Genomic DNA, 23,020 nt, shown 5'->3' with positions numbered 1-23,020 from the left:
GCCTCCGTCGTTTCTTCCACGCTTGACCCGCCGACCCGCGCCTGGTGCAGCGGACAGCGCCACGCGCGGCACGGCCGCGATTTCATCAGAGAAGATCTGATTTGGGAAGCCGCAGTGAGACAGGAAACGGTAAGACGGCACTCAACCGCTGAAGTGGTCAACGATTACCTTCATTTCCACAAGGCCCTGATCAGGGCTGATGATCCACAGTGTTCGTCCGCTTCTGCTGAGTGAGCATTTGCAAACCCCGGTTGCCGCCAGCATGTGGGACGAGTATCCCGAAACGCCTCGGCCCTCCGCAGCTTGACCACGGGGGCCCGGCATTGGCAAGGTTTTGCAGGCTTCGCGCATACCGTACGGCAGACCCATCCCGTGCCTCTACTGAGGACGGTAATAGCGGGGATCGGGCCATCCACCCACCCGCATCTGGAGGACAAGTGTTGAGCCCCTTTCGCTCCGTGACCACCGCGGCGCTCGCGTCGGCGGTGCTGGCCGTCACGCTCACCGGCTGCCAGCTCGGCGAGGAGCCCCAGGACACCAGCCCCATCGTCATCGGCGCCGACCTGGAGCTCTCCGGCTCGCAGGCCACCGTCGGCAAGGCGTACCAGCGCGCTCTCGAACTCAAGGTGCAGCAGCTCAACGCCTCCGGCGCCCTCGGCGCGCGCAAGGTCGAGCTGCGGGTCAAGGACAACCGCTCCGACGCGGCCGAGTCCCAGCGCAACATCGGCGACTTCGGCAACGACTCCTCGGTCAGCGCGATCATCATGGGCGGCTGCAACGAGTGCGCGGTCGGCGCCGTCCGCACCATCAACGAGAAGAAGGTGCCGACCGTCGCCCTCGCCCCGTCGGGCGCGGTCGCCAACCCGGTCGCCGACCGGCGGTACGTGTTCAAGCTCGCCCCCAACGCCGCCGACAGCGCCGCCGCCCTGGTCGGCGAGCTGACCCGACGCAACGTCAAGAAGGCCACCCTGCTGCACAGCGACGACGAGTACGGGCGGGAGGGGTCGGAGGCGCTGCGGGCCGAGCTCGCCAAGGCCGACATCCGGCTGCTCGCGCAGCAGGCGGTCAAGACCACCGACACGGACGTGAACCAGCCCGTCCGGGCGCTGACCAGCCGCAAGCCCGACGCGGTGATCCTGTGGACCCAGCCGGAGCAGGCGATGCTCGCCGCGACCGCGTCCCGGGAGGCCAACTTCAAGGGCCAGCTCTACTTCGACGCGGCGGCGGCCGGCGAGCTGTTCCTCGGCGCGGCGGCCCGCTCCGCCGAGCAGGCGACCCTGGTCTTCACCCAGACCATGGTCATCGACGACGTTATCGCGACCACCCCGGCGAAGGCCGCCCGCCGCCAGTGGTTCCGTGACTACACCGCCCGCTTCGGCGGGTACAACGGCTTCTCCTCGTTCGCCGCGGACGCCGTTCAGCTCATCGCGGACGCCGAGCTGCGGGCCGGCGGCCAGACCGGCCGGGTGGACCGCGACGGCATCCGCGACGTGCTGGAGACCTCCCAGATGGACGGCCTCTCCGGCCCGATCCGGATGACCCCGGACAACCACTCCGGGCTGATGCCGCAGGCCCTGACCACCCTGGTCGCCCAGGGCGGCCGGTGGCGGCTGGCCGGCTGACCCGCGTGGTGGGGCGGGGAGCCGCCTCCCCGCCCCACCCGCGTTCACGTCCGGGGGCCGCTCAGCGGCTGGACGTGGTGGCCCGGACCCAGGGCAACGCCAGCCGCTCCACCAGCACCAGCGCGAAGTACAGGCCGATGCTCATGGCGGCGATCAGCACGATCGCGGCCCACGAGGTGGGGTAGTCGCCCACCCCGTTGAACTGGAGGATCTGGTACCCGAGGCCGGCCTCACCGGCCTGGAACTCCCCGATCACCGCGCCGATCGCGGCCAGCGGCATGGCCACCTTGAGCCCCACGAAGATCTGCGGCAGCGCGGCGGGGAACCGCACCTTGCGGAACGCCTGCCACCAGGACGCGTTGAGCGAGCGGGCCAGCTCCGCGAGGTCCGCCGGCGTGGTGGTCAACCCGGTCACGGTGGAGAGCACGATCGGGAAGAAGCAGAGCAGGAACACCATGGTCAGGATGGGTTTCTGCCCCCAGCCGAGGGAGACCACCAGCAGCGGCCCGAGGGCGATCTTCGGCACCGCGTTGATCGCCACCAGCAGCGGCGAGAACATCCGTTCCACCCGCCGGGAGGCGGCCAGCGCCAACCCGATCAGGACGCCCGCGACCGTGGACAGCAGGAAGCCCACGACCGTGGACAGGGTGGTCGCTCCGGTGGAGCGCAGCAGCAGCGGCCAGTACTCGGTCAGGGACCGGAACACGTCCTGCGGCGGGGGGAGCGACGCGGGGTGGATGAGCTGGAACACCGAGGTGACCAGCCACCACACGGTGAGCGCGACGACCACGCCGAGCAGCGGCAGGCCGACGGTCGCCGACCCCGCGCCGAGCCGGCGGGACGCCGCCCGGACGAGGGTCGGCCTGATTGTGGGCGGATCGACGGCCTGTGCCCGTAACTCCGTCATGTCTCCTTCTCCTCGTCGGTCCGTCGGCGCGACGCCGAACCGGGGGCGCGTCCGCCACCTGCGGCGGACGCGCCCCCGTACGGATCGATCAGGCCTTCGGGGCCAGGTTGAAGTCGACGACCTGGTCCGGGGTGATGTTCTGCTTGAGCGCCCCGGCGCCCTGCAGGATCGCGATGCTCTTGGCGACCCGGCCGCTGTCCAGCGCGCCGATCGCGGTGCCGGAGTTGCTGGACCGCACGTACGCGGCCATCAGCTCCAGCTCGGCGGCGGCGGCCAGCGGGTTGGCGGCCTCGACGTTCTTCTTCAGGATCTCGCCGGCCTCCTTCGGGTTGGCCAGGCTGTACTCCAGGCCCTTGAGCAGCGCGGCGGTGAACCGCTTGACCATCTCCGGCTCCTCCTTGGCGAGCTTCTTGGAGGTGATCAGCGCGTTGCCGTAGAGGTCGGTCATCACGTTGCTGTACGGGAGCAGCACCGGCTCCTTCTTGGCCACCGCCTTGACGGTGGGGGCGCCGACGACGAACTGGCCGATGCCGTCGACCTTGCCGGCGGCGAGCGTGCCGATCAGCTCCTGCGCCTGGCCGTTGACCCAGGTCACCTTGCTGGCGTCGATGCCGGCCAGCTTCGCGTACGTCGGGAAGAGGTTGCGCACGACGGACACCGGGGTGTCGGCGAGGGTCTTTCCCTCCAGGTCCTTCGGGGACGCGATGCCCTTGTCCTGGGTGGTCACGATGGCCGCCATGGTGCGCTGCTGGATGGCCGCGACCGCGACGAACTCCTTGTTCTTCGGGTCGTCGCCGCCGAGCTGGAGGATGCCGCCGGTCAGGTCGATCGGGCCGAAGTCGGCCTGGCCGCCGACGATGGTGGTGATCACGCCACCGGTGCCCTGGCCCGGCTTGATGTCGACGTCGAAGCCGGCCTCCTTGAAGAAGCCCTTCTCCTTCGCCACCCAGGCGTAGGAGTCCCGGCCGAAGTTACCGAAAGAGGTGAGATACGTCACTTTGCGCAGCGACGAGCCGTCGCCGCTGGCGGCGTCGGAGGAGTCGGAGCCACTACTGCAGGCGGAGACCAGAGCCAGCGCCGCGGCGAGGGCAGCCGCGGCAGCAGTACGGGTCAACCTTCTCATTTGTGCACCATGTCCTTTCCAGACCGGTAGCGACGGCCACCGGAGGAGTTGTCGAACCCGACGACGCCGTGGTGAGAGGGGGTGGGGACCGGCGTCACCGTCGCGGGGGACTCTTCGCCGGCACAGCGTACGAGAGAGTCACCTTTGCGACACCAGGTGGATCCGGTTACGGAACGACAACAGATTGTTGTCCATTCCGGACGGTGTCAATACCTTGGGTTCCCGTTAGCCTTGCGAGGCTCGGGATGACCAGGGATGGGAGAGCGTCGGATGATCCGACTGTCGGGAGTGTCCCGCACCTTCAGTGGACGCTCCGGTGAGGTCGAGGCGTTACGCGGAATCGACCTCGACGTCACCGACGGTGAGTTCGTCGCGGTGGTGGGACGTTCCGGTTGCGGAAAGTCCACTCTGCTCCGGCTGATCGCCGGGCTGCTGCCGCCCACCGGTGGGCTGATCGAGGTGGCCGGCACGCCGATCACCCGACCCCGGCCGGACATCGCCATGCTCTTCCAACGGCCGGCGCTGCTGCCCTGGCGCAGCGTGCTCGACAACGTCCTGCTGCCGGTGGAGATGTTCGGCTGGCGTCGCGCCGCGCACCGCGAACGTGCCCGCAAGCTGCTGGAGATGGCCGGGCTCGCCGGGTTCGAGAAACGCCTGCCGCACGAGCTGTCCGGCGGCATGCAGCAGCGGGTCTCGCTCTGCCGGTCGCTGATCGCCGAGCCCCGGGTGTTGCTGATGGACGAGCCGTTCTCCGCTCTGGACGCGCTCACCCGCGAGGAGCTCTCCGTCGAGTTGCAACGGGTCCACATGGACAACCGGGCCACCATCGTGTTCGTCACCCACTCCATCGACGAGGCGGTGCTGCTGGCCGACCGGGTGGTCGTGCTCAGCCCGCGCCCCGGCCGGATCCGCAAGGTGGTCGACGTGGACATTCCCCGGCCCCGCAGCCTCGGCCGCAACGACCACCTGGCCGACGTCGCCCGGGTCAGCGCGGAGCTGCACGAGCTGCTGATGGAACGCGACCCGACGCCGGTCGCGGCCGGGACGGCGGGACGATGACCATGCGGGTGTGCGTCTTCACCGAACCGCACCGGGGCGCCAGCTACGACGACCAGCTCCGCTTCGCCCGGCTCGTCGAGGCGGGCGGCTTCGAGGGGTTCTTCCGCGCCGACCACTACCAGTCGATGGGCGCCGACCCCGGCCTGCCCGGCCCCACCGACGCCTGGCTGACCCTGGCCGCGCTGGCCCGGGAGACCACCCGGATCCGGCTCGGCACCCTGGTCAGCTCGGCCACCTTCCGGCTGCCCGGCCCGCTGGCCGTGATGGTGGCGCAGGTCGACCAGATGAGCGGCGGCCGGGTCGAGCTGGGCATCGGGGCCGGCTGGTACGAGCGCGAGCACGTCTCGTACGGCATCCCGTTCCCGCCCGTCGTGGAGCGCTTCGACCGGCTCGCCGAGCAGTTGGCGGTGGTCACCGGCCTCTGGCGCACCCCGCCCGGCGAGAACTTCACCCACCTCGGCGAGCACTACCGGTTGCGGGACGCGCCGGCCCTGCCGAAGCCGGTGCAGACGCCCGGCCCGCCGGTCATCGTCGGCGGCAAGGGGCCGAAGCGCACCCCCGAGCTCGCCGCCCGGTACGCCGACGAGTTCAACATGCCGTTCAAGAGCGTCACCGAGACCGCGGCGGCGTACGAGCGGGTACGCGAGGCGTGTGACCGGCACGGCCGGACCGAGTCCGACCGGGCCCCGCTGGTGCTCTCCGCCGGGATCGTGGTGGCCGTCGGACGCACCGACGCCGAGGCCCGACGTCGGGCCGCGCCCCTGCACGTCAAGAGCGCGCTGCCGCCGGAGGACCCGGTGGTCGGCTCGCCCGCCCAGCTCGTCGACCGGCTCGGCGAGTTCGCCGCGATCGGCGCCACCCGCGTCCACCTGCGGCTGATCGACCTCGACGACCTGGACCACCTCGAACTGATCGCCACCGAGGTGCTACCGCAACTGGGCGGCGCCCGGTGAGCGCGCCAGCCGCCCCGCCGGCGGACCACGGCCCCCTCGCGCCGGTCGGGCAGGAGATCGTCCTGGAGAACGACCGGATACGGGTCTGGCACATCCGGCTCGAACCGGGTGAGCGGCAGCCGCTGCACCGCCACGACCACCCCTACCTGGTGGTCGCGGTGCAGGGCGCGAAGAACGTCATCCAGACCGTCGACGGCGTCCGGATCGACGCCGACGAGCCGACCGGCGGGGTGGTCTACCGGGATCCGGGCGCGGTCCACATGCTCACCAACGTGGGCGACACCACGTACCTGGCCCGGCTGGTCGAGCTGCTGTGAGGTGGCCGGCCGCCCGGCGCGGCACGCCGGACGCGCCCCGCCTGGTCAAGGTGGCGATCGGGGTCCGTGAGCCGTAACGTTCCGCACATGGCCAATCGGACCTGGGGTAGATGGCTGCCGCTGGCGCTCGGGTCGAGCCTGCTGGCCGGGGCCGGTCAGCTCGGCATCGGGTACGGGCTCGGCGTCCTCCGGCTCGCCCGGTCCTTCGGCCCCACCCCCGACCAGTGGCCCGCGCAGCTCGTCTGGGTGGGCTGGTCCGCCGCCGTAGCCGCGTTCGTCGGCGCGCTGCTCGCCGGACGCTACGCCCGCCGCGACGACGGCCCGGTCAGCGCCGCCGTGCAGGCGGGTCTAGCGGTCGCCGCCGCGCTGGGCGCGCTGGTGGTCGCCCCACTGTGCCTGCTCCCCGCCCGCGACGCCCAGGCCGCCGCCGGTGACCCGGCGCTCTCCGTCGTGCTCGTCGCGTCGTGCGGCGCGCTCACCGGGGCGGTCGCCGCCGTGCTGGCGTTCCGGTACGCGCCCGTGCGGTGGAACGTCGCGGCGCACGTCGCGGTCCTCTGGCTGCTCGCGCTGCTCTCCGTGACGCCGTCGCTGGACGTGGTCGACCCGCCGCCCGCCGTGCGACTCGGCGCGGTCGACCCGGCGTCGATCGACCCGGCCCTGGCCGACCGGCTGGCGATGCTGGTCCTGCCGGTCCTGGCGCTGCTCGTCGGGGCGGCGGCAGCCGGCGTGGCCCGGTGGCTCGCCCGGCCGCCGCTGGTCGGCGCGTTGAGCGGACTGGCCGGGCCGCTGCTGGTGCTGGGCGCGTACCTCGCCGCCGGGCCCGGTGACGGCGGGCACCAGTCGACGCCGTACCGGGCGGCGCTGGCCGCCGTCGGCACCGGCGCGCTCGGCTCGGCCGCCGCCGCCTATCTGCGGTGGCCGCTGCTGCCGAGCTCGTTGCGGTCAGGCTCGCTGCTGCCGGGGGCCCTGCTGCCGGGGGCGCTGTCGCGGCGACGCCGGTCGGCGAGCGACGCCATCGAGCCCACCGACATCCTTCGTCCGCTCCCGCCCCTCGCCGGTCCGCCCGGCTCCCCCGACACGCCGGGCGCGACCACCCCGCAGCCCACCGGGGACCAGGCCACCGGAGCCCTGCTCAGCGTCGAACGGAGCGACCAGGAACGGAGCCCCGCCGACCCGATCGCCGGCGGCGACCGGACCGGTGACGACGACCGGACCGGTGACGACGACCGGACCGGTGGCGGCGGCCCGGCCCGGCCGTCGGTGTTCCCGGTCCATTTCGACTGGCCGGAGCCGGGGCCGGTCGCCGACCGGCCGACGCGGCCCGGCGGCAGCCGGGGCCCGACCGTCGACCTCGGCACGCTGGACTGGTCGATGCCGAGCCGGGGCCGGCACGCCAGCTCCGACCCCGACGACGAATCCGGCGCCCCACCCGCGAGCGGTGTCGCTCCGCCCGTCCCCGCCGGGGCCGGCACCGTCCCGACCAGTCCCACCGAGGCCCGCGCCACCGGGGCCGGTCCCACCGAGGCCGGCGCCACCCAGGCCGGTCCCGCCGAGACCCGCGCCACCGAGGTCGACCGGGACGGGACCGCCGAGGTCAGCCAGGACGAGACCGCCGGGGTCGACCCGGAGGAGACCACCGCCGGGGACGACCGCAGCCGGGCCGGTCGAGGCCGGCGGGGCCTGTTCCGGCGGAACCGGCGCGGCGGGACCGCCGCCCCCGACGACGGGGACGACGGCCGGGGTCAGCCGACCGTGCCGGCCGACGACGCCGAGTACGTCGACTGGGTCACCGGACTGAGTCAGCCCGTACCCGAGCCGAGACCCGGACCGGACCCCGACGAGCGGCGCAGCCTGCGGTCCGGCGGCCGGCACCACCGACCCGACTGACCCCGTTCCGCCCGGTCCCGCCGAACGGGGCGACGGGTCACTGCGTCAGCGGCAGGTAGACCCGCCCGCCGGAGGCGAGGAACTCGTCCGACTTGTCCTGCATGCCGCGTGCCGCGTACTCCTTCAGCTCCTGGGTGATCTTCATGGAGCAGAACTTCGGTCCGCACATCGAGCAGAAGTGCGCGGTCTTGGCCGGCGCGGCGGGCAGCGTCGCGTCGTGGTACGACCGGGCGGTCTCCGGGTCCAGCGAGAGGTTGAACTGGTCCTCCCAGCGGAACTCGAACCGGGCCTTGGAGAGCGCGTCGTCCCAGGCCTGCGCCCCGGGGTGGCCCTTGGCCAGGTCGGCGGCGTGCGCCGCGATCTTGTACGCGATCACGCCGGCCTTCACGTCGTCGCGGTCCGGCAGGCCCAGGTGCTCCTTCGGGGTGACGTAGCAGAGCATGGCGGTGCCGAACATCCCGATCATGGCCGCGCCGATCGCCGAGGTGATGTGGTCGTACGCGGGCGCGACGTCGGTGGTCAGCGGGCCGAGCGTGTAGAACGGGGCCTCGTGGCACCACTCCTGCTGGAGGTCCACGTTCTCCTTGATCTTGTGCATCGGCACGTGCCCGGGGCCCTCGATCATCACCTGGACGTCGTACTCCCAGGCGACCTTCGTCAGCTCGCCGAGGGTGCGTAGCTCGGCGAACTGCGCCTCGTCGTTGGCGTCCGCGATCGACCCGGGACGCAGCCCGTCGCCGAGGGAGAACGTCACGTCGTACCTCGCCAGGATCTCGCACAGCTCCCGGAAGTTGGTGTAGAGGAAGTTCTCCTGGTGGTGCGCCAGGCACCAGGCCGCCATGATCGAGCCGCCCCGGGAGACGATGCCGGTGACCCGGTCCACGGCCAGCGGCACGTACGGCAGCAGCACCCCGGCGTGCACGGTCATGTAGTCCACACCCTGCTCGGCCTGCTCGATCACGGTCTCCCGGAACACCTCCCAGCTCAGCTTGACCGGGTCGCCGTCGACCTTCTCCAGCGCCTGGTAGATCGGCACGGTGCCGATCGGCACCGGCGAGTTGCGGACGATCGCCTCCCGGGTCTCGTGGATCCGCTTCCCGGTGGACAGGTCCATCACGGTGTCCGCGCCCCACCGGGTCGCCCAGGTCAGCTTCTCCACCTCCTCGGCGACCGACGAGGTCACCGCCGAGGTGCCGATGTTGGCGTTCACCTTCACCAGGAACGCCTTGCCGATGATCGCCGGCTCGCACTCGGGGTGGTTGACGTTGAGCGGCAGCACCGCCCGCCCGGCCGCGATCTCGTCCCGGACGAACTCCGGGGCCATGTTCTCCCGGACCGCCACGAACTCCATCTCCGGGGTGACGACCCCGGCCCGCGCGTACGCGAGCTGCGTCGGCCGCGCGCCGTCCGTGCCGGCCAGCGGGGTGCCCGCGCCGCGCGCCGGGGCGACGTCACCGCGCTCGGCGATCCACGGGCCGCGCAGCGGCGGCAGCCCGACCTCCGGGTCGGAACCCGGCCCCGAGGTGTCGTAGAGCCGGACCGGCGGATTGTCCCCGCTCAGCTCGACCTCGGCGAACGGCACCCGGACGTCCGGCCGGCTCCCGGTGACGTAGACCTTGCGACGTGCCTGCATGACAGCCTCCTGGTGATCAGCGGGACCAGCCGAAGTGGTCCAGCGGGCCGCTCCCGGAACCGAGCGCCCAGTGCCGCGCGCCGGTCAGCGCGCGGGTGACGTACTCCTTGGCGGCCCGGACCGCGACCGGCACCGGGTCACCGGCCGCCAGTCGGACGGCGATCGCCGCCGAGAACGAACAGCCGGTGCCGTGGTTGTGCCGGGTGTCCACCCGGGACGCCCGCAGCACCGTGGTGCCCCCGTCGCCGTGCAGCACGTCGACCGCCTCGCCGTCGGCGTCCACGTCGCCGCCGGTCACCACCACCCAGGCCGGTCCACCGGCGGCGAGCGCCACGGCGGCGGCGGTCATCTCCTCCACCGTGGTCACCGGGGCGCCGGTGAGGGCCTCGGCCTCCGCCCGGTTCGGCGTCGCCACCACCGCGTACGGCAGCAGCCGCTCGACCGCCCCGACCACCCCGAGCCGGTGTCCACTGGTGGCGACCAGCACCGGATCGACGACCAGGTTCGGCAGCCGGCCGGCCTTCGCCGCCTCGGCCACCGCGTCGGCGATCGCCGGGCTGCCCAGCATGCCGGTCTTCACCGCGCGTACGGCGAAGTCGGCGAGCACGCTGTCGAGCTGGTCGGTGACGGTGCGCGGCGGCAGCGGCAGGACGGCGTCCACGCCCCGGGTGTTCTGCGCGGTGACGGCGGTGAGCACACTGGTCCCGTACGCGCCGAGGGCCGCGAAGACCTTCAGGTCGGCCTGGATGCCGGCCCCGCCCCCGGAGTCCGAGCCGGCGATGGTGAGCACTGTCGTCGGGGTCACGGGTTCTCCCTGGGGGCGGGCGCGGTGGCCGACGGGGTGGAGACCGTCGGCGGGGTGGGCGCGTCGGTGAGGGCTCGGGTGAGTTCGGCGGCGACGGCGGCGGGGTCGGGGGCGCGCATGATCGCGCCGAGCACGGCGACGCCGACGGCGCCGACCCGGGCGCAGGCGTACGCCTGTTCCGGGGTCCGCACGCCGCCGAGGGCCAGGACCGGGACCGGGCTGACCCGGACCAGGTCGGCCAGCCCGGCGGGGCGCAGGGCCGGGCCGTACCCGGGTTTGGTGGGTGTCGGGTAGACCGGTGAGAGGGTCGCGTAGTCCTCGGTGGTGAGTCGGCCCAGCTCGGCCGCGTCGTGGCAGGAGCGGCCGACCAGCGCGACCGCCGGCGGCGGGTACGGGCCGGCGGCGGTCAGGTGCACGGCGTCGCCGTCGAGCGGGTCGGGGCCGGCGACGACGAGCGTCCCGCCCGCCTCGGCGAGGACGGCCCGCAGGTCGGCGGCGAGGGCGGCGCGCTCGGCGCGGGGCAGGTCCTGCTCGCGCAGCACCACCCAGCGCACTCCCCCGGCCACGGCCCCGGCGACCACCGCGGCGAGCGGTTTCCCGGCCAGCCGCCGCTCGGTGAGCAGCACCACCCCTGACGGCGGCGCCGCGCGATCCACCGGCCGCGCCGGGACGGGGTGGGCGGGTAGGGCGGTCACAGGTCGGGCCGACCGTCGTCGGGGGTGGAGGCCAGGGCGTGGGTGCGGCGGGGGATCCGGCCGGCCCGGTACGCGAGGCGACCGGCCCGCACGGCGTGCCGCATCGCGGTGGCCATCGCCTCCGGGTCGGCGGCCCGGGTGACCGCGCTGGCCAGCAGCACCGCGTCGCAGCCCAGCTCCATGGCCAGGGCGGCGTCGGAGGCGGTGCCGATGCCGGCGTCCAGGATCACCGGCACGTCGACGCCCTGCCGGATCAGCGCGATGTGGTGCGGGTTGCAGATCCCCAGGCCGGAGCCGATCGGCGCGCCGGCCGGCATCACCGCCGCGCAGCCCACGTCGGCCAGCCGACGGGCCAGGATCGGATCGTCCGAGGTGTACGGCAGCACGGTGAACCCGTCGTCGACGAGCTGCTCGGCGGCGCGCAGCAGCTCCACCCCGTCGGGCAGCAGGGTGCGCTCGTCGCCGATCACCTCCAGTTTGATCCGGTCGGTGTCGAACGCGTCCCGGGCCAGGTGGGCGACCTTCACCGCCTCGCCCGCGGTGTAGCAGCCGGCGGTGTTGGGCAGCAGGCCCACCCCGCACCGGTCCAGCAGGTCGAGCAGGCCGCCGGCGGTGGCGGCGGTGTCGACCCGGCGCAGCGCCAGGGTGACCAGCTCGGTGCCGGAGGCGCGGATGGCCTTCTCCAGCACGTGCAGGTTGGCCGCGCCGCCGGTGCCGAGGATCAGCCGGGACCCGAACGTCGTACCGCCGAGCAGGAAGGTCACCGGGATCACCCGCCCTGGGCGGCGCTGAGCACCTCGACCCGGTCGCCGTCGCGCAGCTCGGTCGCCGGCCAGCCGGTACGCGGCACCACCTCGCCGTTCACCGCGACCGCCACGCCGCGCTGCGCGGCGGTGACCAGTCGGACCAGGTCCGCGACCGTCGCGCCACCGGGCACGGTACGGCCGACGCCGTTCACCGTCAGTTCCACCTGTCGTCCTCCTGTCGGGCGCGCGGGCCGGCCACCGGGGTCAGGCGGGCCGGGGTGAAGGGGGCCAGCAGCGGGTCGGGCACGCCGGTGGTGACCAGGTCGACGACCAGGTCGGCGGTGACCGGGGTGAGCACGATGCCGTGCCGGTGGTGGCCGGTCGCGGCGAGCACGTCGGGGCGGCCGGGCAGCGCCCCGATCAGCGGCGCGTTGTCCGGGGTGCCGGGGCGGAACCCGACGGCCGTCTCCACCAGGTCGTACTCGGCGATCTCGGGGACCAGGTCGACGGCCGCCCGGAGCAGCCGCAGCACCGCGCCGGCGGTGACCGCGTCGTCGGCGCGTTCCTCCACGGTCGCCCCGACGACCACCTCGCCGTCGGCGCGGGGCACCAGGTAGACCGGCTCGCCGTCGGCGTACCCGCGGATGACGTGCCGGAAGCCGGGCGGCCCGCCGGCGGGCGCGCGGAGCCGGAGGATCTGGCCCTTGACCGGGCGGACCGGCAGGCCGGTGAGGGCGGCGGCGCCGCAGCCGGCGGCGACCACGGTGACCGGCGCGGACAGCTCGGCGAGGGCCCGGACCGGGCCGGGGACCAGCCGCGCGCCGGCCCGTTCGGCGGCGGCGCGCAACGCGACGAGCAGCCGGCGCGGGTCGACCTGGTGGTCGCCGGGGGCGAACGCGCCGCCGCGCACCCGGGGGGCCAGCGCCGGCTCGCGGTCCCGCAGGCCGCTCGGGCGCAGCGGGGTGATCGGCAACCCCAACCCCTGCTGGTACGCCCAGAGCCGGCGCGCCTCGGCCAGGTCGTCGCCGGTGAGCCCGACGACCAGGGTGCCCTCGGTACGGTAGCCGAGGTCGACGTCGCTGGCGGCGGTCAGCTCGGCGGCGAACGCCGGCCAGCGGGCGGCGGACTCGACGAGCAGCCCGGTCAGCTCGGTCTCCCCGAAGTACGCCTCGGCGACCGGGGCGAGCATCCCGGCGGCCACCGTGGACGCCCCGGAGCCGGGGGCCGGGTCGTGCACGGTCACCGTCAGCCCCCGGGCGGCGCACCGCCAGGCGACCGCCCACCCGATCACTCCCCCACCCACCACCGCCACCTCCGGCGTACCGGCGGCGGGCGCGGGCGGGCCGGATCCGCGCGTCGGGCTCATCGGAGGGCGGCGAGCAGGTCGGCGGTGGCGCGGGCCGGGTCGGCGGCGGCGGAGAGCGCGCCGACCACCGCCACCCCGTACGCCCCGGCGGCGCGCAGCGCCGGCACGGTCGCCGCGGTGACGCCGCCGATGGCGACGACCGGCACGGGTACGGCCTCGGCGACCGCCCGGACCCCGTCCGGGCCGATCGGCGGGGGCAGTCCGTCCTTGGTGGTGGTGGCGTGGCAGGGTCCGACGCCGAGGTAGCTCGCGCCGGCGTCGACGGCGCGGGCGGCGGTGACCGGTTCCCGGGCGGTCGCGCCGAGCACCGCCTGCGGGCCGAGGACCCGGCGGGCGGCGGCCACCGGCAGGTCGTCCGCGCCGACGTGGCCGCCGGCCGCGCCGACCGCGAGCGCCACGTGCAGCCGGTCGTTGACCAGGCAGGTGGCGTCGGCCGCCGCGCACAGCTCGCGGATCCGCAGGGCCAGCTCGTACGCCTCGCGGTCGGTGGCGTCGTCGGCGACCCGGACCTGCACGACCAGTTCGGGGCCGGCGACGCCGAGGGCGGCGCGGACCACGGTGAGCGGGCCGCGCCCGGGTCGGGTGTCGGTGATCAGATGCAGTCGTCCGAGGGACGGCACGGCAGCTCTCTCCTCCCTGCGCCGGCATTACCCGGATCAGGTTCGACGGTCGGGGGCTCGCAGCCCCCCTCTCAGCCCGGTCCACCGGGCTCCCGTGGGTCACTTGGCTGCCACCATAGGTCGGGTCCGCGGTGTCCGCCAAGGGGCCGGGTCCGGTTTTCCGGATAACCGTGAAGGTGGTCACGGTGGCTGGCCGGCACCGGCCACCACCTGCCCCAGCCACCACCTGCCCCGGCCGCCTGTCCGGCCACGACCTGCCGGCCGCTCTCCGGCCGCGACTGCCGGCAGGGCCCGGACCGGTCACTGTGCAGCGGCCCGGCAGGCTTCCGTCCGCTTTTGCGGCACATTGCGCCCGCCCGTTACGCAAACGTTACACAGCCACGCCTTGCCCGACACACTTCGAGCAACGCTAATTTGTTCATCGAATAAGCAAAATCCGGTACGAACGCCCTGGCACGGCGCCCGTACCGGCCACCGGGGCGGTCTTCGGCGAACCGGCCCTCGCGTACGCCCTGTCCATCAGGACAAAGGAGACCTTAGTGTCCCGACTCCACCGGGGACGCACACCACGTGCCCCGCTGACCGCTGCTCTGCTGTCCCTCACCCTCACCACCACCGCCCTGCTCAGCGTCCCGGCCGCGCAGGCCGCGCCGAAGGGGCCGGTCGCCCGGCCCGGCGCGAACGACACGGTGGCCGCGCCGACCGCGCCCTCCGTGGCGGCCGAGACCGACCCGTTCTCGGTGCTGGTCTTCTCGAAGACCGCAGGCTTCCGGCACGGCTCCATCCCGGCCGGCATCACCGCCATCAAGCAACTCGGCGCGGCCAACGACTTCACCGTCGACACCACCGAGGACGGCGCCGCGTTCACCGACGCCAACCTCGCCAAGTACCAGGCGGTGGTCTGGCTCTCCACCACCGGTGACGTGCTCAACGCCGACCAGCAGGCGGCGTTCGAGCGGTACGTCCAGGCCGGCGGCGGCTACGCCGGCATCCACGCCGCCTCCGACACCGAGTACGACTGGCCGTGGTACGGCGAGCTGGTCGGCGCGTACTTCAACAGCCACCCGGCCAACCAGACCGCCACGGTCAAGGTCGAGGACCCGGCGCACCCGTCCACGGCGGACCTGCCGGACCGGTGGAGCCGGTACGACGAGTGGTACAACTACCGCACCAACCCCCGGGGCGACGTGCACGTCCTGGCCAGTCTGGACGAGAAGTCGTACACCCCGGGCTCCGGCGCGATGGGCGCGGACCACCCGATCGCCTGGTGCCAGGACTACGACGGCGGCCGGGCCTGGTACACCGGCGGCGGCCACACCAACGAGTCGTACGCCGAGCCCGACTTCCTCGCCCACCTGCTCGGCGGCATCCAGACCGCGGCCGGGGTGCTGGACGCCGACTGCGGCGCCTCGAAGACCGGCAACTTCGAGAAGGTCACCCTGGACAGCAACACCAGCAACCCGATGGAGTTGGACGTCGCTCCCGACGGGCGGGTCTTCTACATCGAGCGCGACGGCCGGGTGCAGATCGTCAAGCCGGACACCGGCAACACGGTCACCGCGATCGACCTGGACGTCTTCACCGGCAACGAGGACGGCCTGATCGGCATCCGCCTCGACCCGGACTTCGCCACCAACAACTGGGTGTACCTCTACTACGCGCCCAACGACGGGGCGCCGCGCAACGTGCTGGCCCGGTTCACCGTCACCGGGGACACCATCGCGGCGTCCAGCGAGAAGCGGGTCCTGCAGGTCGACACCCAGCGCAACACCTGCTGCCACGCGGGCGGCACGATGACCTTCGACTCGGCCGGCAACCTGTACCTGGCCACCGGGGACAACACCAACCCGTTCGAGTCGAGCGCGTACACCCCGATCGACGAGCGGCCGGGTCGGCAGGACTACGACGCCCAGCGCACCTCGGGCAACACCAACGACCTGCGCGGCAAGGTGATCCGGATCCACCCGGAGGACGACGGCACGTACACCGTCCCGGAGGGCAACCTCTTCCCGGCCGGCACCGAGAAGACCCGTCCCGAGATCTACGCGATGGGCTTCCGTAACCCGTTCCGGCTCGGCATCGACCCGCTCACCGACACCCTGTACGTGGCCGACTACGGACCGGACGCCAACTCGGCGAACCCGAACCGTGGCCCGGAGGGCCTGGTCGAGTGGAACATCGTCGGCGCGCCCGGCAACTACGGCTGGCCGTACTGCACCGGGGCGAACTCGGCGTACAACGACTACCAGTTCCCGTCCGGCCCGAGCGGCGCGAAGTTCGACTGCGCCGCCCCGGTCAACAACTCGCCCAACAACACCGGTCTGACCCAGCTCCCGCCGGCCGTCCCGGCCACCGTCTGGTACGGCTACGCCGCGAACCCGCTCTTCCCGGAGATCGGCGGCGGCGGCGCGCCGATGGGCGGCCCGGTCTACCGGTACGACGCGGACCTGAACTCGACCCGCAAGTGGCCGGCCTACTACGACGGCAAGGCGCTGCTCGGCGAGTGGAACCAGAACAAGATGTACACCATGCAGGTCAGCGCGGACGGCAAGGAGCTGGTCGACATCAACCAGTTGCTGACCGGCATGAGCTTCCTGCGGCCGATGGACTTCGAGTTCGGCCCGGACGGCGCCCTCTACATGATCGAGTGGGGCACCGGCTTCGGCGGCAACAACGACAACTCCGGCGTCTACCGGATCGACTACATCGCCGGTGAGCGGGCCCCGATCGCCGTGGCCAAGGCCGACCCGACCTCCGGGGCGGCCCCGCTGACGGTGAGCTTCTCCAGCGAGGGCTCCCGGGACCCGGACGGCGGCGAACTGACCTACGCCTGGGCGTTCGGCGACGGCGGCACCTCCACCGAGGCGAACCCGACCCACACGTACGCCGAGGCCGGCGACTACACCGCGCAGCTCACCGTGACCAACCCCAAGGGTCGTACCGCGGTGGCGAACGTGCCGGTGACGGTCGGCAACACCGCGCCCACGGTGACCATCGAGTTCCCGCCGGCCGGCGGGTTCTTCGAGTGGGGCGACCAGGTCCGTTACACGATCAAGGTGACCGACCCCGAGGACGGCGAGATCGACTGTGACCGGGTGCAGCTCCAGGTGCTGCTCGGCCACGACGAGCACGCCCACCCGCTGGAGCAGCACACCGGCTGCACCGGCCTGGTGCAGACGTCGCTGGCCTCCGGGCACGGCGCCGAGGCGAACGTGTTCGCGGTCTTCGAGGCGACCTACACCGACGACGGCGGGGCCGGCGGGGCCAGCCCGCTGACCGGCCGGGCCATCGAGGTGCTCCAGCCCAAGCGCAAGCAGGCCGAGTACTTCACCGCCACCGGCCGCGTCGACGGCGGCACCGGCGGCGGCGACCCGGGCGTGCAGAAGGAGACCGGCAGCGACACCGCCGGTGGCGGCCAGAACATCGGCTTCATCGAGGACGGCGACTGGTGGTCGGTCGACCCGGCCAGCCTGACCAACATCGACTCGATCCGCTTCCGGGTGGCCTCGGCCAACGCCGGCGGCCGGATCGAGATCCGCGCGAACGCCGCCGACGGCCCGCTGGTCGGCTCGGTGGACGTGCCGGGCACCGGGGCGTGGCAGACGTACGTCGACGTCACCGCGGAGATCACCGGTGAGCTGACCTCGGGCACGCTGTACTTCGTGGCCGAGGACCCGACCGGCGGCACGGACTCGCTGTTCAACGTCAACTGGATGGACTTCCTCGGTCGCGGCGTCACGGAGAACGCGCCGCCGCAGGTCAGCGCCACGGCCACCCCGACCAGCGGCACCGCGCCGCTGACCGTGGCGTTCGACGGCACGGCCACCGACGCCGAGGGCGACACCCCGCTGACGTACGCCTGGGACTTCGGTGACGGCGGCACGGCGACCACCCTGGACGCCAGCCACACGTACACCGCCCCGGGCAACTTCACCGCCACCCTGACCGTCACCGACGCCAAGGGCGCGAAGGCGTACGCCACGGTGCCGGTGAAGGTCGAGGCGCCGAGCACGTCCTGCTTCGGGGCGCGTTCGGACGACTTCCTCGGCTCCGGCCTGGACAAGGACCGCTGGACGGTGGTCCGGGAGAACCAGCTCTACTCGGTGGCCGACGGCGCGCTGCGGCTGCCCACCGCGGTGGGTGACCTCTACGGCGCCCGCAACGACGCCACCAACCTGGTCCTCCAGCCCGCGCCGGGCGGGGCCTGGCAGGCCACCACCAAGGTCACCGTGCCGGTGACCGCCACGTACCAGCAGGCCGGTCTGATCGTCTACGGCGACGACGACAACTACGCCAAGGTCGACCTGCTGTACAACGGCAGCCGCGTGGTCGAGTTCATCCGGGAGACCGACGGCACGCCGCGCAACGAGAGCGGCGACAGCGCCGCCGCGCCGGCCGGTGACACCGTCCACCTGCGACTGATCAGCGACGGGACGAACCTGACCGCGGCGTTCTCCGCCGACGGGCAGACCTTCACCCCGGTCGGCCGGTCCGCCGCGCTGGCCGGCATCACCAACCCGCGGATCGGGGTGTTCGCCCTCAACGGCGGCACCGAGGCCCCGGTGGTGGACGCGGTCTTCGACTGGTTCCAGGTGACGCCGGACGAGCCGGCCGGGTCGGTGGACCCGTCGGACGAGTTCGACGGCGCCACGCTGGACAAGTGCCGGTGGAACGCGATCCTCCGCGAGGACGCCACGAAGTACCAGGTGACCGGTGGCGCCCTCCGGATCGACGTGCCGAACGGTGACATCTACGGCACCGACAACACCGGGCCGACGAACTTCATCCTGCAGACCGCGCCGAGCGGCGACTGGACGATGGAGACGAAGGTCGACGGCAGCGCCCTGAACGAGCAGTACCAGCAGGGCGGTCTGCTGGTGTACGCCGACGACGACAACTACCTCAAGTTCGACTACGTCGTCGACAACTCCCCGGGTTCGACGGTCAGCCGGCGGATCGAGTTCCTCAGCGAGATCGCCGGCGTGATCCAGGACCCGCAGCCGGGGGTCACCGCGCTGACCCAGGGGGTGTGGCACCTGCGGCTGGCCCGGTCCGGCGACGACTTCACCGCGTCCTACTCGGCCGACGGTGAAGAGTGGACCGAGCTGGGCACGCTGACCAGCGCCGTCGTCGGCGAGACCCCGAAGGTCGGGGTGTTCGCCCTCAGCGGGAACCAGACCGCGTCGAAGCCCGTAACGTTCGACTACTTCCGGCTCACCGCCGGGCAGGGCGAGACGGACGAGACCGCGCCGGTGACCACCGCCACGGTCTCCGGCACCGCCGTCGAGGGCTGGTACCCGGGTCCGGTCACGGTCACCCTGGCCGCGACCGACGAGGACGGTGGCAGCGGGGTCGCCGGCACCCAGTACCAACTGGACGACGCGACCACCTGGACCGACTACACGGCCCCGGTGGCGGTCTCCGGTGACGGCGAGCACGAGCTGCGGTTCCGCTCGACCGACGAAGCCGGCAACGTGGAGGAGACGAAGTCCGTCCCGGTGAGGATCGACGCCACCGCGCCGGTCAGCACCGCGACCTTCGCCCCGGCCAACGACGAGGGCTGGCACGCCGGGACGGTGCCGGTGGTCCTCACGGCCACCGACGCCGGCTCCGGGGTGAAGGCCCTCCAGTGGTCGCTCGACGGTGGCGACTGGACGGCGTACACCGAGCCGGTGGCGGTGACCGGGGACGGCAGCCACGAGCTGCTCTACCGGGCCACCGACAAGGTCGGCAACGAAGAGACGCTGAAGTCCGCGATCATCAAGATCGACGGTACGAAGCCGACGCTGCTGGTCTCCGGGCTGGCCGACGGTCAGCTCTACGGCGACAGCCAGGACGTCCGGGTGTCCTGGCAGGCGGTCGACCCGACGTCCGGCCTGCAGAGCGTGGTCGGCCGGCTGGACGGCGAGCGGTACGACAGCGGCACCCTGCAGGCCATGTACGAGCTGTCGCTCGGCCTGCACGAGCTGACCGTGACCGCCACCGACAAGGCCGGGAACCGGACCACCGCGAACGTCCGGTTCTTCGTCACCACCTCGTTCCGGGACATGCAGAACCTGCTGGACCGGTTCAAGGCGACCGGGCGGTTGTCCGCCGACGCGCACAAGAAGCTCACCGCCAAGCTCGACGCGGCCCGCAAGGCCGAGGCGAACGGCAACGACACCAAGGCGATCAAGCAGCTCACCGAGTTCCGCACGCTCGCCGGCACCACCTCGCTCGTGGGTGAGGCGGAGGTCCGGGACGTGCTGGTCCGGGACGCCGACGCGATGATCGTCCGCCTGGGCGGCACGGCCAGCAAGGCCGGCGTCAAGGCGAACGACGGCGAATCGGTCAAGGGCGCCGGCCGGTTGGGCGAGGACCCGACCCGGCTCGCCCGCGGTCGCGGCCTGTAGTTCCCCCGGGGCCCCTTTCCGGCGCTGACGCGTCGGGAAGGGGCCCCTTCCGTCCCGCCACCTCCAGGAGACCTGCCCCATGCGTACCCGCACCTCCCGGCGCGCCCGGGTCGCCCTCGCCGCGCTCGTCGTCCCGACCCTGGCCCTCCTGCCGGCGGCTCCGGTCGCGGCGGACCCCGGCACGCTGAAGCTCACCGTGGCCGGTGACGGCGCCGACGGGGTCACCGTCCAGGCGGTGCACGCCGACGGTCGCCGGCCGGACCTCCCGATCCGGCTGGTGCTCACCGCCACCGGGCCGGACGGCCGCAAACTCGGCCCGCGGCCACTCGAACCGGCCGGCGAGGGACGGGGCTTCTACGCCACCGGCCCACTGCTCACCCCGGGCCGGTGGAAGGTGACGGTCGCCGCCCCCAACCCGCCGGGCGGCACGGCCACCGCCACCGTCGAGGCCACCGCGGCGGAGCCGGTCCCGCCGCCGCCGACCGCGCGGGCGCTCGCCGGCGCCCCCGACGTCACCCGGATCCGGGCCGACGGACGCGCCGACGAGCGGGCCTGGTGGTTCCCGGTCGGTATCGGCGCGGTGGCGCTGCTGGTGGTGGCCGGCGCGGTCACCGTGCTCACCGGCCGACGCCGCCGGAGCTGAGCCGCCGCCCCGGCGCGGGAAGAGAAAATCTCACAATCCTTACTACGGGGCAGCGCGTGACCGTCCGGTCACGGCATGCTGTCCTGATGCCGCGATCTCCCCAGGTACCGTCCACATTGGCCTCTCGCCCCTTCCGGGGCAGCACAGCCGTGGCCGACGGGCTTCTCACCTGGACGATGCTGCGCGGACGGGCCTGGCAGCGCCTGCTGCCCGACGTGTACGTCCACCGCGCCGGCCACCAGTCCGACGACCACCGCCTCTGGTGCGAGGCGGTGGCGCTGGTGCTGCCGCCCGGCGCGGCGATCGCCGGGCTGAGCGCCGCGTACCTGTGGGGGGCCGGCGGGCTCCCGGCGGGCGCGCCGGTGACGGTGGTGCTGCCCCGCGCGGCCCGGATGCGACCGCACGCCCGGGTGTCGGTCACCCGGTCCGTCCTCGCCGACGACGACCTCACCACCCAGGCCGGGCTGCCGGTGACCACCACGGTCCGCACCGCCTTCGACCTGGCCCGCCGGCCGCCGCGCACGGACGCGGTGGTCGCCGTCGACGCGTTGCTGCGCCGCCGGGTGGTCGACCTGCCCACCCTGCGGGAGTACGCTGCCGCGCGCTCCGGCTGGCCCGGCCTGCCCCAGTTACGTGAGGTGCTCGCCCTCGCCGACCCGCTCGCCGGGTCGCCGATGGAGTCCCGGCTGCGCCTGCTGCTGCTGGACGCCGGGCTGCCGCCGCCGGCCACCCAGCACGACGTGCACGACGCCGCCGGCCGGTTCGTCTGCCGGGTGGATCTCGCCTACCCGGCCCGCCGGGTCGCCGTCGAGTACGAGGGCACGCCGTCCCGGGAGCCGGCCCAGGTCCGCCAGGAGGCGTCCCGGTTCCAGGCGTTGCGGGCGGCGGGCTGGCGGGTGGTCCGGTGCACCGCCGACGACGTGCTCCGGCATCCGGCCCGGACGGCGCGGATGGTGGCCGGCGCGCTCCGGGTGCGCCCCAACCCCCGGGCGGCCAGCCCCCACTGACCCGCCGGCCGGGCGGTCGGTTGTCGCCGGCCGACCCGTCGCTGTCGCCGGCCGCCCCGCCGGCCGTGGGCGGTCGGCTGCCGCCCCCTGCCGGCTCTCGGCTCAGCCGGAGGCCGGCACGGCGGCTCAGTCCGGCTGTGGGAAGCCCCGGCGGCTCAGCCGGGGGTCGGCAGGGCGGCGAGGTCGTCGGCGTCCGGCTGCCAGACCCCGGCGGCGGCGTTGGCGCGTACCTGCTCCGGCGTGGTGGCCCCGGCGATCACCGAGGTCACCGCCGGCTGGGCGGCCAGCCCGCCGATCGCCACCTGGAGCAGGCTCAGCCCCCGCTGCCCGGCGTACGCCTCGATCGCCTCGATGGTGTCCCAGTCGGCGGCGGCGAACCGGGCCGCGTACCGCCCGCCGCCGGCGAGCCGGCTGCCGGCCGGCGGCTGCTCGTCCCGCCGGTACTTCCCGGTGAGCAGCCCGTTGGCGAGCGGGAAGAACGGCAGCAGCCCCAGCCCGAAGCGTTCGCAGGCCGGCGTCACCTCGGCCTCGACGGCGCGCTCCAGCAGGCTGTAGTGGTTCTGGGCGCTGACGAACCGGCTGGTGCCGGCCGTCCGGGCGGTCCAGTCGGCGTCGGCGATCTGCCAGCCGGTGAAGTTGGAGTTGCCCAGGTACCGCACCTTGCCGGCGCGGACCAGGTCGTCGAGGGCGGCGAGGGTCTCCTCGATCGGGGTGCCCGGGTCGGGCTCGTGCATCTGGTACAGGTCGATGTGGTCGGTGCCGAGGCGACGCAGCGACGCCTCCACCGCCCGGGCGACGTAGCGGCGGGCGCCCCGCGCCCCGTGGTCGGGGCCGTTCATGCCCGCCATGTCCATGCCGAACTTGGTGGCCACCACCACGTCGTCCCGCCGCCCGCGCAGCGCCGCGCCGAGCAGCTCCTCGGACCCGCCGTGCGGCTCGCCGTAGATGTCGGCGGTGTCGAAGAGGTTGATGCCGGCGTCCAGGGCGGCGTCCACCACCGCCCGGGTGCCGTCCAGGTCGAGTTTGCGGCCGAAGTTGTTGCAGCCGACCCCGACCACGGACACCACGAGCCCGGAGTCGCCCAGCCGGCGATAGGTCATCTCAGTCACGCCCCGACCCTATGCCCATCGCGCCCCCGCCGGCCCGGATCCACTTCCTGGAAAAGGGGCCTTCGCGGCGGGCGGACACCCCGGCATCCCGCGTCCGGGGGCAACGCGTCCGAGGGCGGCGCGTCCGGGGTCGGCG

Annotated in this window: 18 protein-coding genes and 1 riboswitch; of the genes, 8 read left to right on the top strand and 10 right to left on the bottom strand. The window is 73.5% G+C overall.

Annotation, left to right across the window (positions count from 1 at the left end; genetic code table 11):
• Window positions 1-440 precede the first annotated feature (440 nt).
• Window positions 441-1,622 carry an ABC transporter substrate-binding protein gene (locus tag O7606_RS23945; RefSeq protein WP_281596250.1) on the top strand — a complete coding sequence of 394 codons (1,182 nt, stop codon included), beginning with the start codon at window positions 441-443 and terminating at the stop codon, window positions 1,620-1,622.
• A gap of 61 nt (window positions 1,623-1,683) precedes the next feature.
• Here O7606_RS23945 and O7606_RS23940 read toward each other — a convergent pair whose 3' ends face one another.
• Window positions 1,684-2,529: an ABC transporter permease gene (locus O7606_RS23940; protein WP_281596249.1), complete on the bottom strand. Its 846-nt coding sequence runs from the start codon at window positions 2,527-2,529 to the stop codon at window positions 1,684-1,686.
• 88 nt (window positions 2,530-2,617) lie between these two features.
• On the bottom strand, window positions 2,618-3,652 hold the full coding sequence (locus tag O7606_RS23935; protein WP_281596248.1) for an ABC transporter substrate-binding protein: 1,035 nt from the start codon (window positions 3,650-3,652) through the stop codon (window positions 2,618-2,620).
• A gap of 270 nt (window positions 3,653-3,922) precedes the next feature.
• Between O7606_RS23935 and O7606_RS23930 the strand changes: the two genes are divergently transcribed.
• The 4 genes from O7606_RS23930 (at window position 3,923) to O7606_RS23915 (ending at window position 7,868) form a co-directional block, all read left to right on the top strand.
• Window positions 3,923-4,711 (top strand): ABC transporter ATP-binding protein, encoded by a 789-nt coding sequence (locus O7606_RS23930; RefSeq protein ID WP_281596247.1) that lies wholly within the window; start codon window positions 3,923-3,925, stop codon window positions 4,709-4,711.
• Window positions 4,712-4,713: 2 nt separating this feature from the next.
• The gene (locus O7606_RS23925; protein ID WP_281599841.1) at window positions 4,714-5,664 is read left to right on the top strand and encodes an LLM class F420-dependent oxidoreductase; all 951 of its coding nucleotides are present in this window, start codon (window positions 4,714-4,716) and stop codon (window positions 5,662-5,664) included.
• On the top strand, window positions 5,661-5,981 hold the full coding sequence (locus tag O7606_RS23920) for a cupin (RefSeq protein ID WP_281596246.1): 321 nt from the start codon (window positions 5,661-5,663) through the stop codon (window positions 5,979-5,981). Before O7606_RS23925 ends, O7606_RS23920 begins: the two co-directional genes overlap by 4 nt.
• Window positions 5,982-6,068: 87 nt before the next feature.
• The gene (locus tag O7606_RS23915; protein ID WP_281596245.1) at window positions 6,069-7,868 is read left to right on the top strand and encodes a hypothetical protein; all 1,800 of its coding nucleotides are present in this window, start codon (window positions 6,069-6,071) and stop codon (window positions 7,866-7,868) included.
• Window positions 7,869-7,905: 37 nt separating this feature from the next.
• On the opposite strand, the gene thiC is transcribed toward O7606_RS23915, so the two are convergent.
• From thiC to thiE, 7 genes are all read right to left on the bottom strand, one after another.
• Window positions 7,906-9,501, bottom strand: coding sequence for a phosphomethylpyrimidine synthase ThiC (gene thiC, locus O7606_RS23910; RefSeq protein ID WP_281596244.1), 1,596 nt, complete (start codon window positions 9,499-9,501; stop codon window positions 7,906-7,908).
• A gap of 16 nt (window positions 9,502-9,517) precedes the next feature.
• A complete protein-coding gene (thiD, locus tag O7606_RS23905) occupies window positions 9,518-10,306 on the bottom strand; it encodes a bifunctional hydroxymethylpyrimidine kinase/phosphomethylpyrimidine kinase (protein ID WP_281596243.1) in 789 nt (262 codons plus the stop codon).
• Complete coding sequence (locus tag O7606_RS23900; RefSeq protein WP_281599839.1) at window positions 10,303-10,962, bottom strand: thiamine phosphate synthase; 660 nt, start codon at window positions 10,960-10,962, stop codon at window positions 10,303-10,305. Before O7606_RS23900 ends, thiD begins: the two co-directional genes overlap by 4 nt.
• A gap of 35 nt (window positions 10,963-10,997) precedes the next feature.
• A complete protein-coding gene (locus O7606_RS23895; protein WP_281596242.1) occupies window positions 10,998-11,774 on the bottom strand; it encodes a thiazole synthase in 777 nt (258 codons plus the stop codon).
• Window positions 11,771-11,971: a sulfur carrier protein ThiS gene (thiS, locus tag O7606_RS23890; RefSeq protein ID WP_281596241.1), complete on the bottom strand. Its 201-nt coding sequence runs from the start codon at window positions 11,969-11,971 to the stop codon at window positions 11,771-11,773. Before thiS ends, O7606_RS23895 begins: the two co-directional genes overlap by 4 nt.
• Entirely contained in the window at window positions 11,962-13,113 is a 1,152-nt protein-coding gene (gene thiO, locus O7606_RS23885; protein ID WP_281596240.1) for a glycine oxidase ThiO, read from the bottom strand. Before thiO ends, thiS begins: the two co-directional genes overlap by 10 nt.
• Window positions 13,110-13,733 carry a thiamine phosphate synthase gene (gene thiE / locus O7606_RS23880; RefSeq protein WP_281596239.1) on the bottom strand — a complete coding sequence of 208 codons (624 nt, stop codon included), beginning with the start codon at window positions 13,731-13,733 and terminating at the stop codon, window positions 13,110-13,112. Before thiE ends, thiO begins: the two co-directional genes overlap by 4 nt.
• Window positions 13,730-13,838: riboswitch (TPP riboswitch) on the bottom strand. It overlaps the preceding gene by 4 nt.
• Before the next feature lie 434 nt (window positions 13,839-14,272).
• On the opposite strand from thiE, the gene O7606_RS23875 reads away from it, so the two are divergent.
• The 3 genes from O7606_RS23875 to O7606_RS23865 all read left to right on the top strand — a co-directional run bounded on the left by O7606_RS23875 (window position 14,273) and on the right by O7606_RS23865 (window position 21,775).
• Complete coding sequence (locus tag O7606_RS23875; protein WP_281596238.1) at window positions 14,273-20,125, top strand: ThuA domain-containing protein; 5,853 nt, start codon at window positions 14,273-14,275, stop codon at window positions 20,123-20,125.
• A gap of 79 nt (window positions 20,126-20,204) precedes the next feature.
• Complete coding sequence (locus O7606_RS23870) at window positions 20,205-20,768, top strand: hypothetical protein (protein ID WP_281596237.1); 564 nt, start codon at window positions 20,205-20,207, stop codon at window positions 20,766-20,768.
• Window positions 20,769-20,917: 149 nt separating this feature from the next.
• On the top strand, window positions 20,918-21,775 hold the full coding sequence (locus O7606_RS23865) for a hypothetical protein (protein WP_281596236.1): 858 nt from the start codon (window positions 20,918-20,920) through the stop codon (window positions 21,773-21,775).
• A gap of 155 nt (window positions 21,776-21,930) precedes the next feature.
• Here O7606_RS23865 and O7606_RS23860 read toward each other — a convergent pair whose 3' ends face one another.
• Window positions 21,931-22,875, bottom strand: a complete 945-nt coding sequence (locus tag O7606_RS23860) for an aldo/keto reductase (RefSeq protein ID WP_281599838.1) — start codon at window positions 22,873-22,875, stop codon at window positions 21,931-21,933.
• Between the last annotated feature and the right edge of the window lie 145 nt (window positions 22,876-23,020).

It is taken from the genome of Micromonospora sp. WMMD882 (assembly GCF_027497255.1).
In the GTDB taxonomy this organism is placed as follows: domain Bacteria; phylum Actinomycetota; class Actinomycetes; order Mycobacteriales; family Micromonosporaceae; genus Micromonospora.
The sequence above is the reverse complement of the archived record's forward strand: the minus strand, read 5'-3'. Positions and strand labels throughout refer to the sequence as shown.

What these genes read in the sequence shown, in the direction of transcription:
- thiO (WP_281596240.1), bottom strand. Translation starts at nt 13,113, where the DNA reads ATGAGCCCGACGCGCGGATCCGGCCCGCCCGCGCCCGCCGCCGGTACG.
- thiC (WP_281596244.1), bottom strand. Translation starts at nt 9,501, where the DNA reads ATGCAGGCACGTCGCAAGGTCTACGTCACCGGGAGCCGGCCGGACGTC.
- O7606_RS23940 (WP_281596249.1), bottom strand. Translation starts at nt 2,529, where the DNA reads ATGACGGAGTTACGGGCACAGGCCGTCGATCCGCCCACAATCAGGCCG.
- O7606_RS23860 (WP_281599838.1), bottom strand. Translation starts at nt 22,875, where the DNA reads ATGACCTATCGCCGGCTGGGCGACTCCGGGCTCGTGGTGTCCGTGGTC.
- O7606_RS23935 (WP_281596248.1), bottom strand. Translation starts at nt 3,652, where the DNA reads ATGAGAAGGTTGACCCGTACTGCTGCCGCGGCTGCCCTCGCCGCGGCG.
- O7606_RS23930 (WP_281596247.1), top strand. Translation starts at nt 3,923, where the DNA reads ATGATCCGACTGTCGGGAGTGTCCCGCACCTTCAGTGGACGCTCCGGT.
- O7606_RS23915 (WP_281596245.1), top strand. Translation starts at nt 6,069, where the DNA reads ATGGCCAATCGGACCTGGGGTAGATGGCTGCCGCTGGCGCTCGGGTCG.
- O7606_RS23870 (WP_281596237.1), top strand. Translation starts at nt 20,205, where the DNA reads ATGCGTACCCGCACCTCCCGGCGCGCCCGGGTCGCCCTCGCCGCGCTC.
- O7606_RS23925 (WP_281599841.1), top strand. Translation starts at nt 4,714, where the DNA reads ATGCGGGTGTGCGTCTTCACCGAACCGCACCGGGGCGCCAGCTACGAC.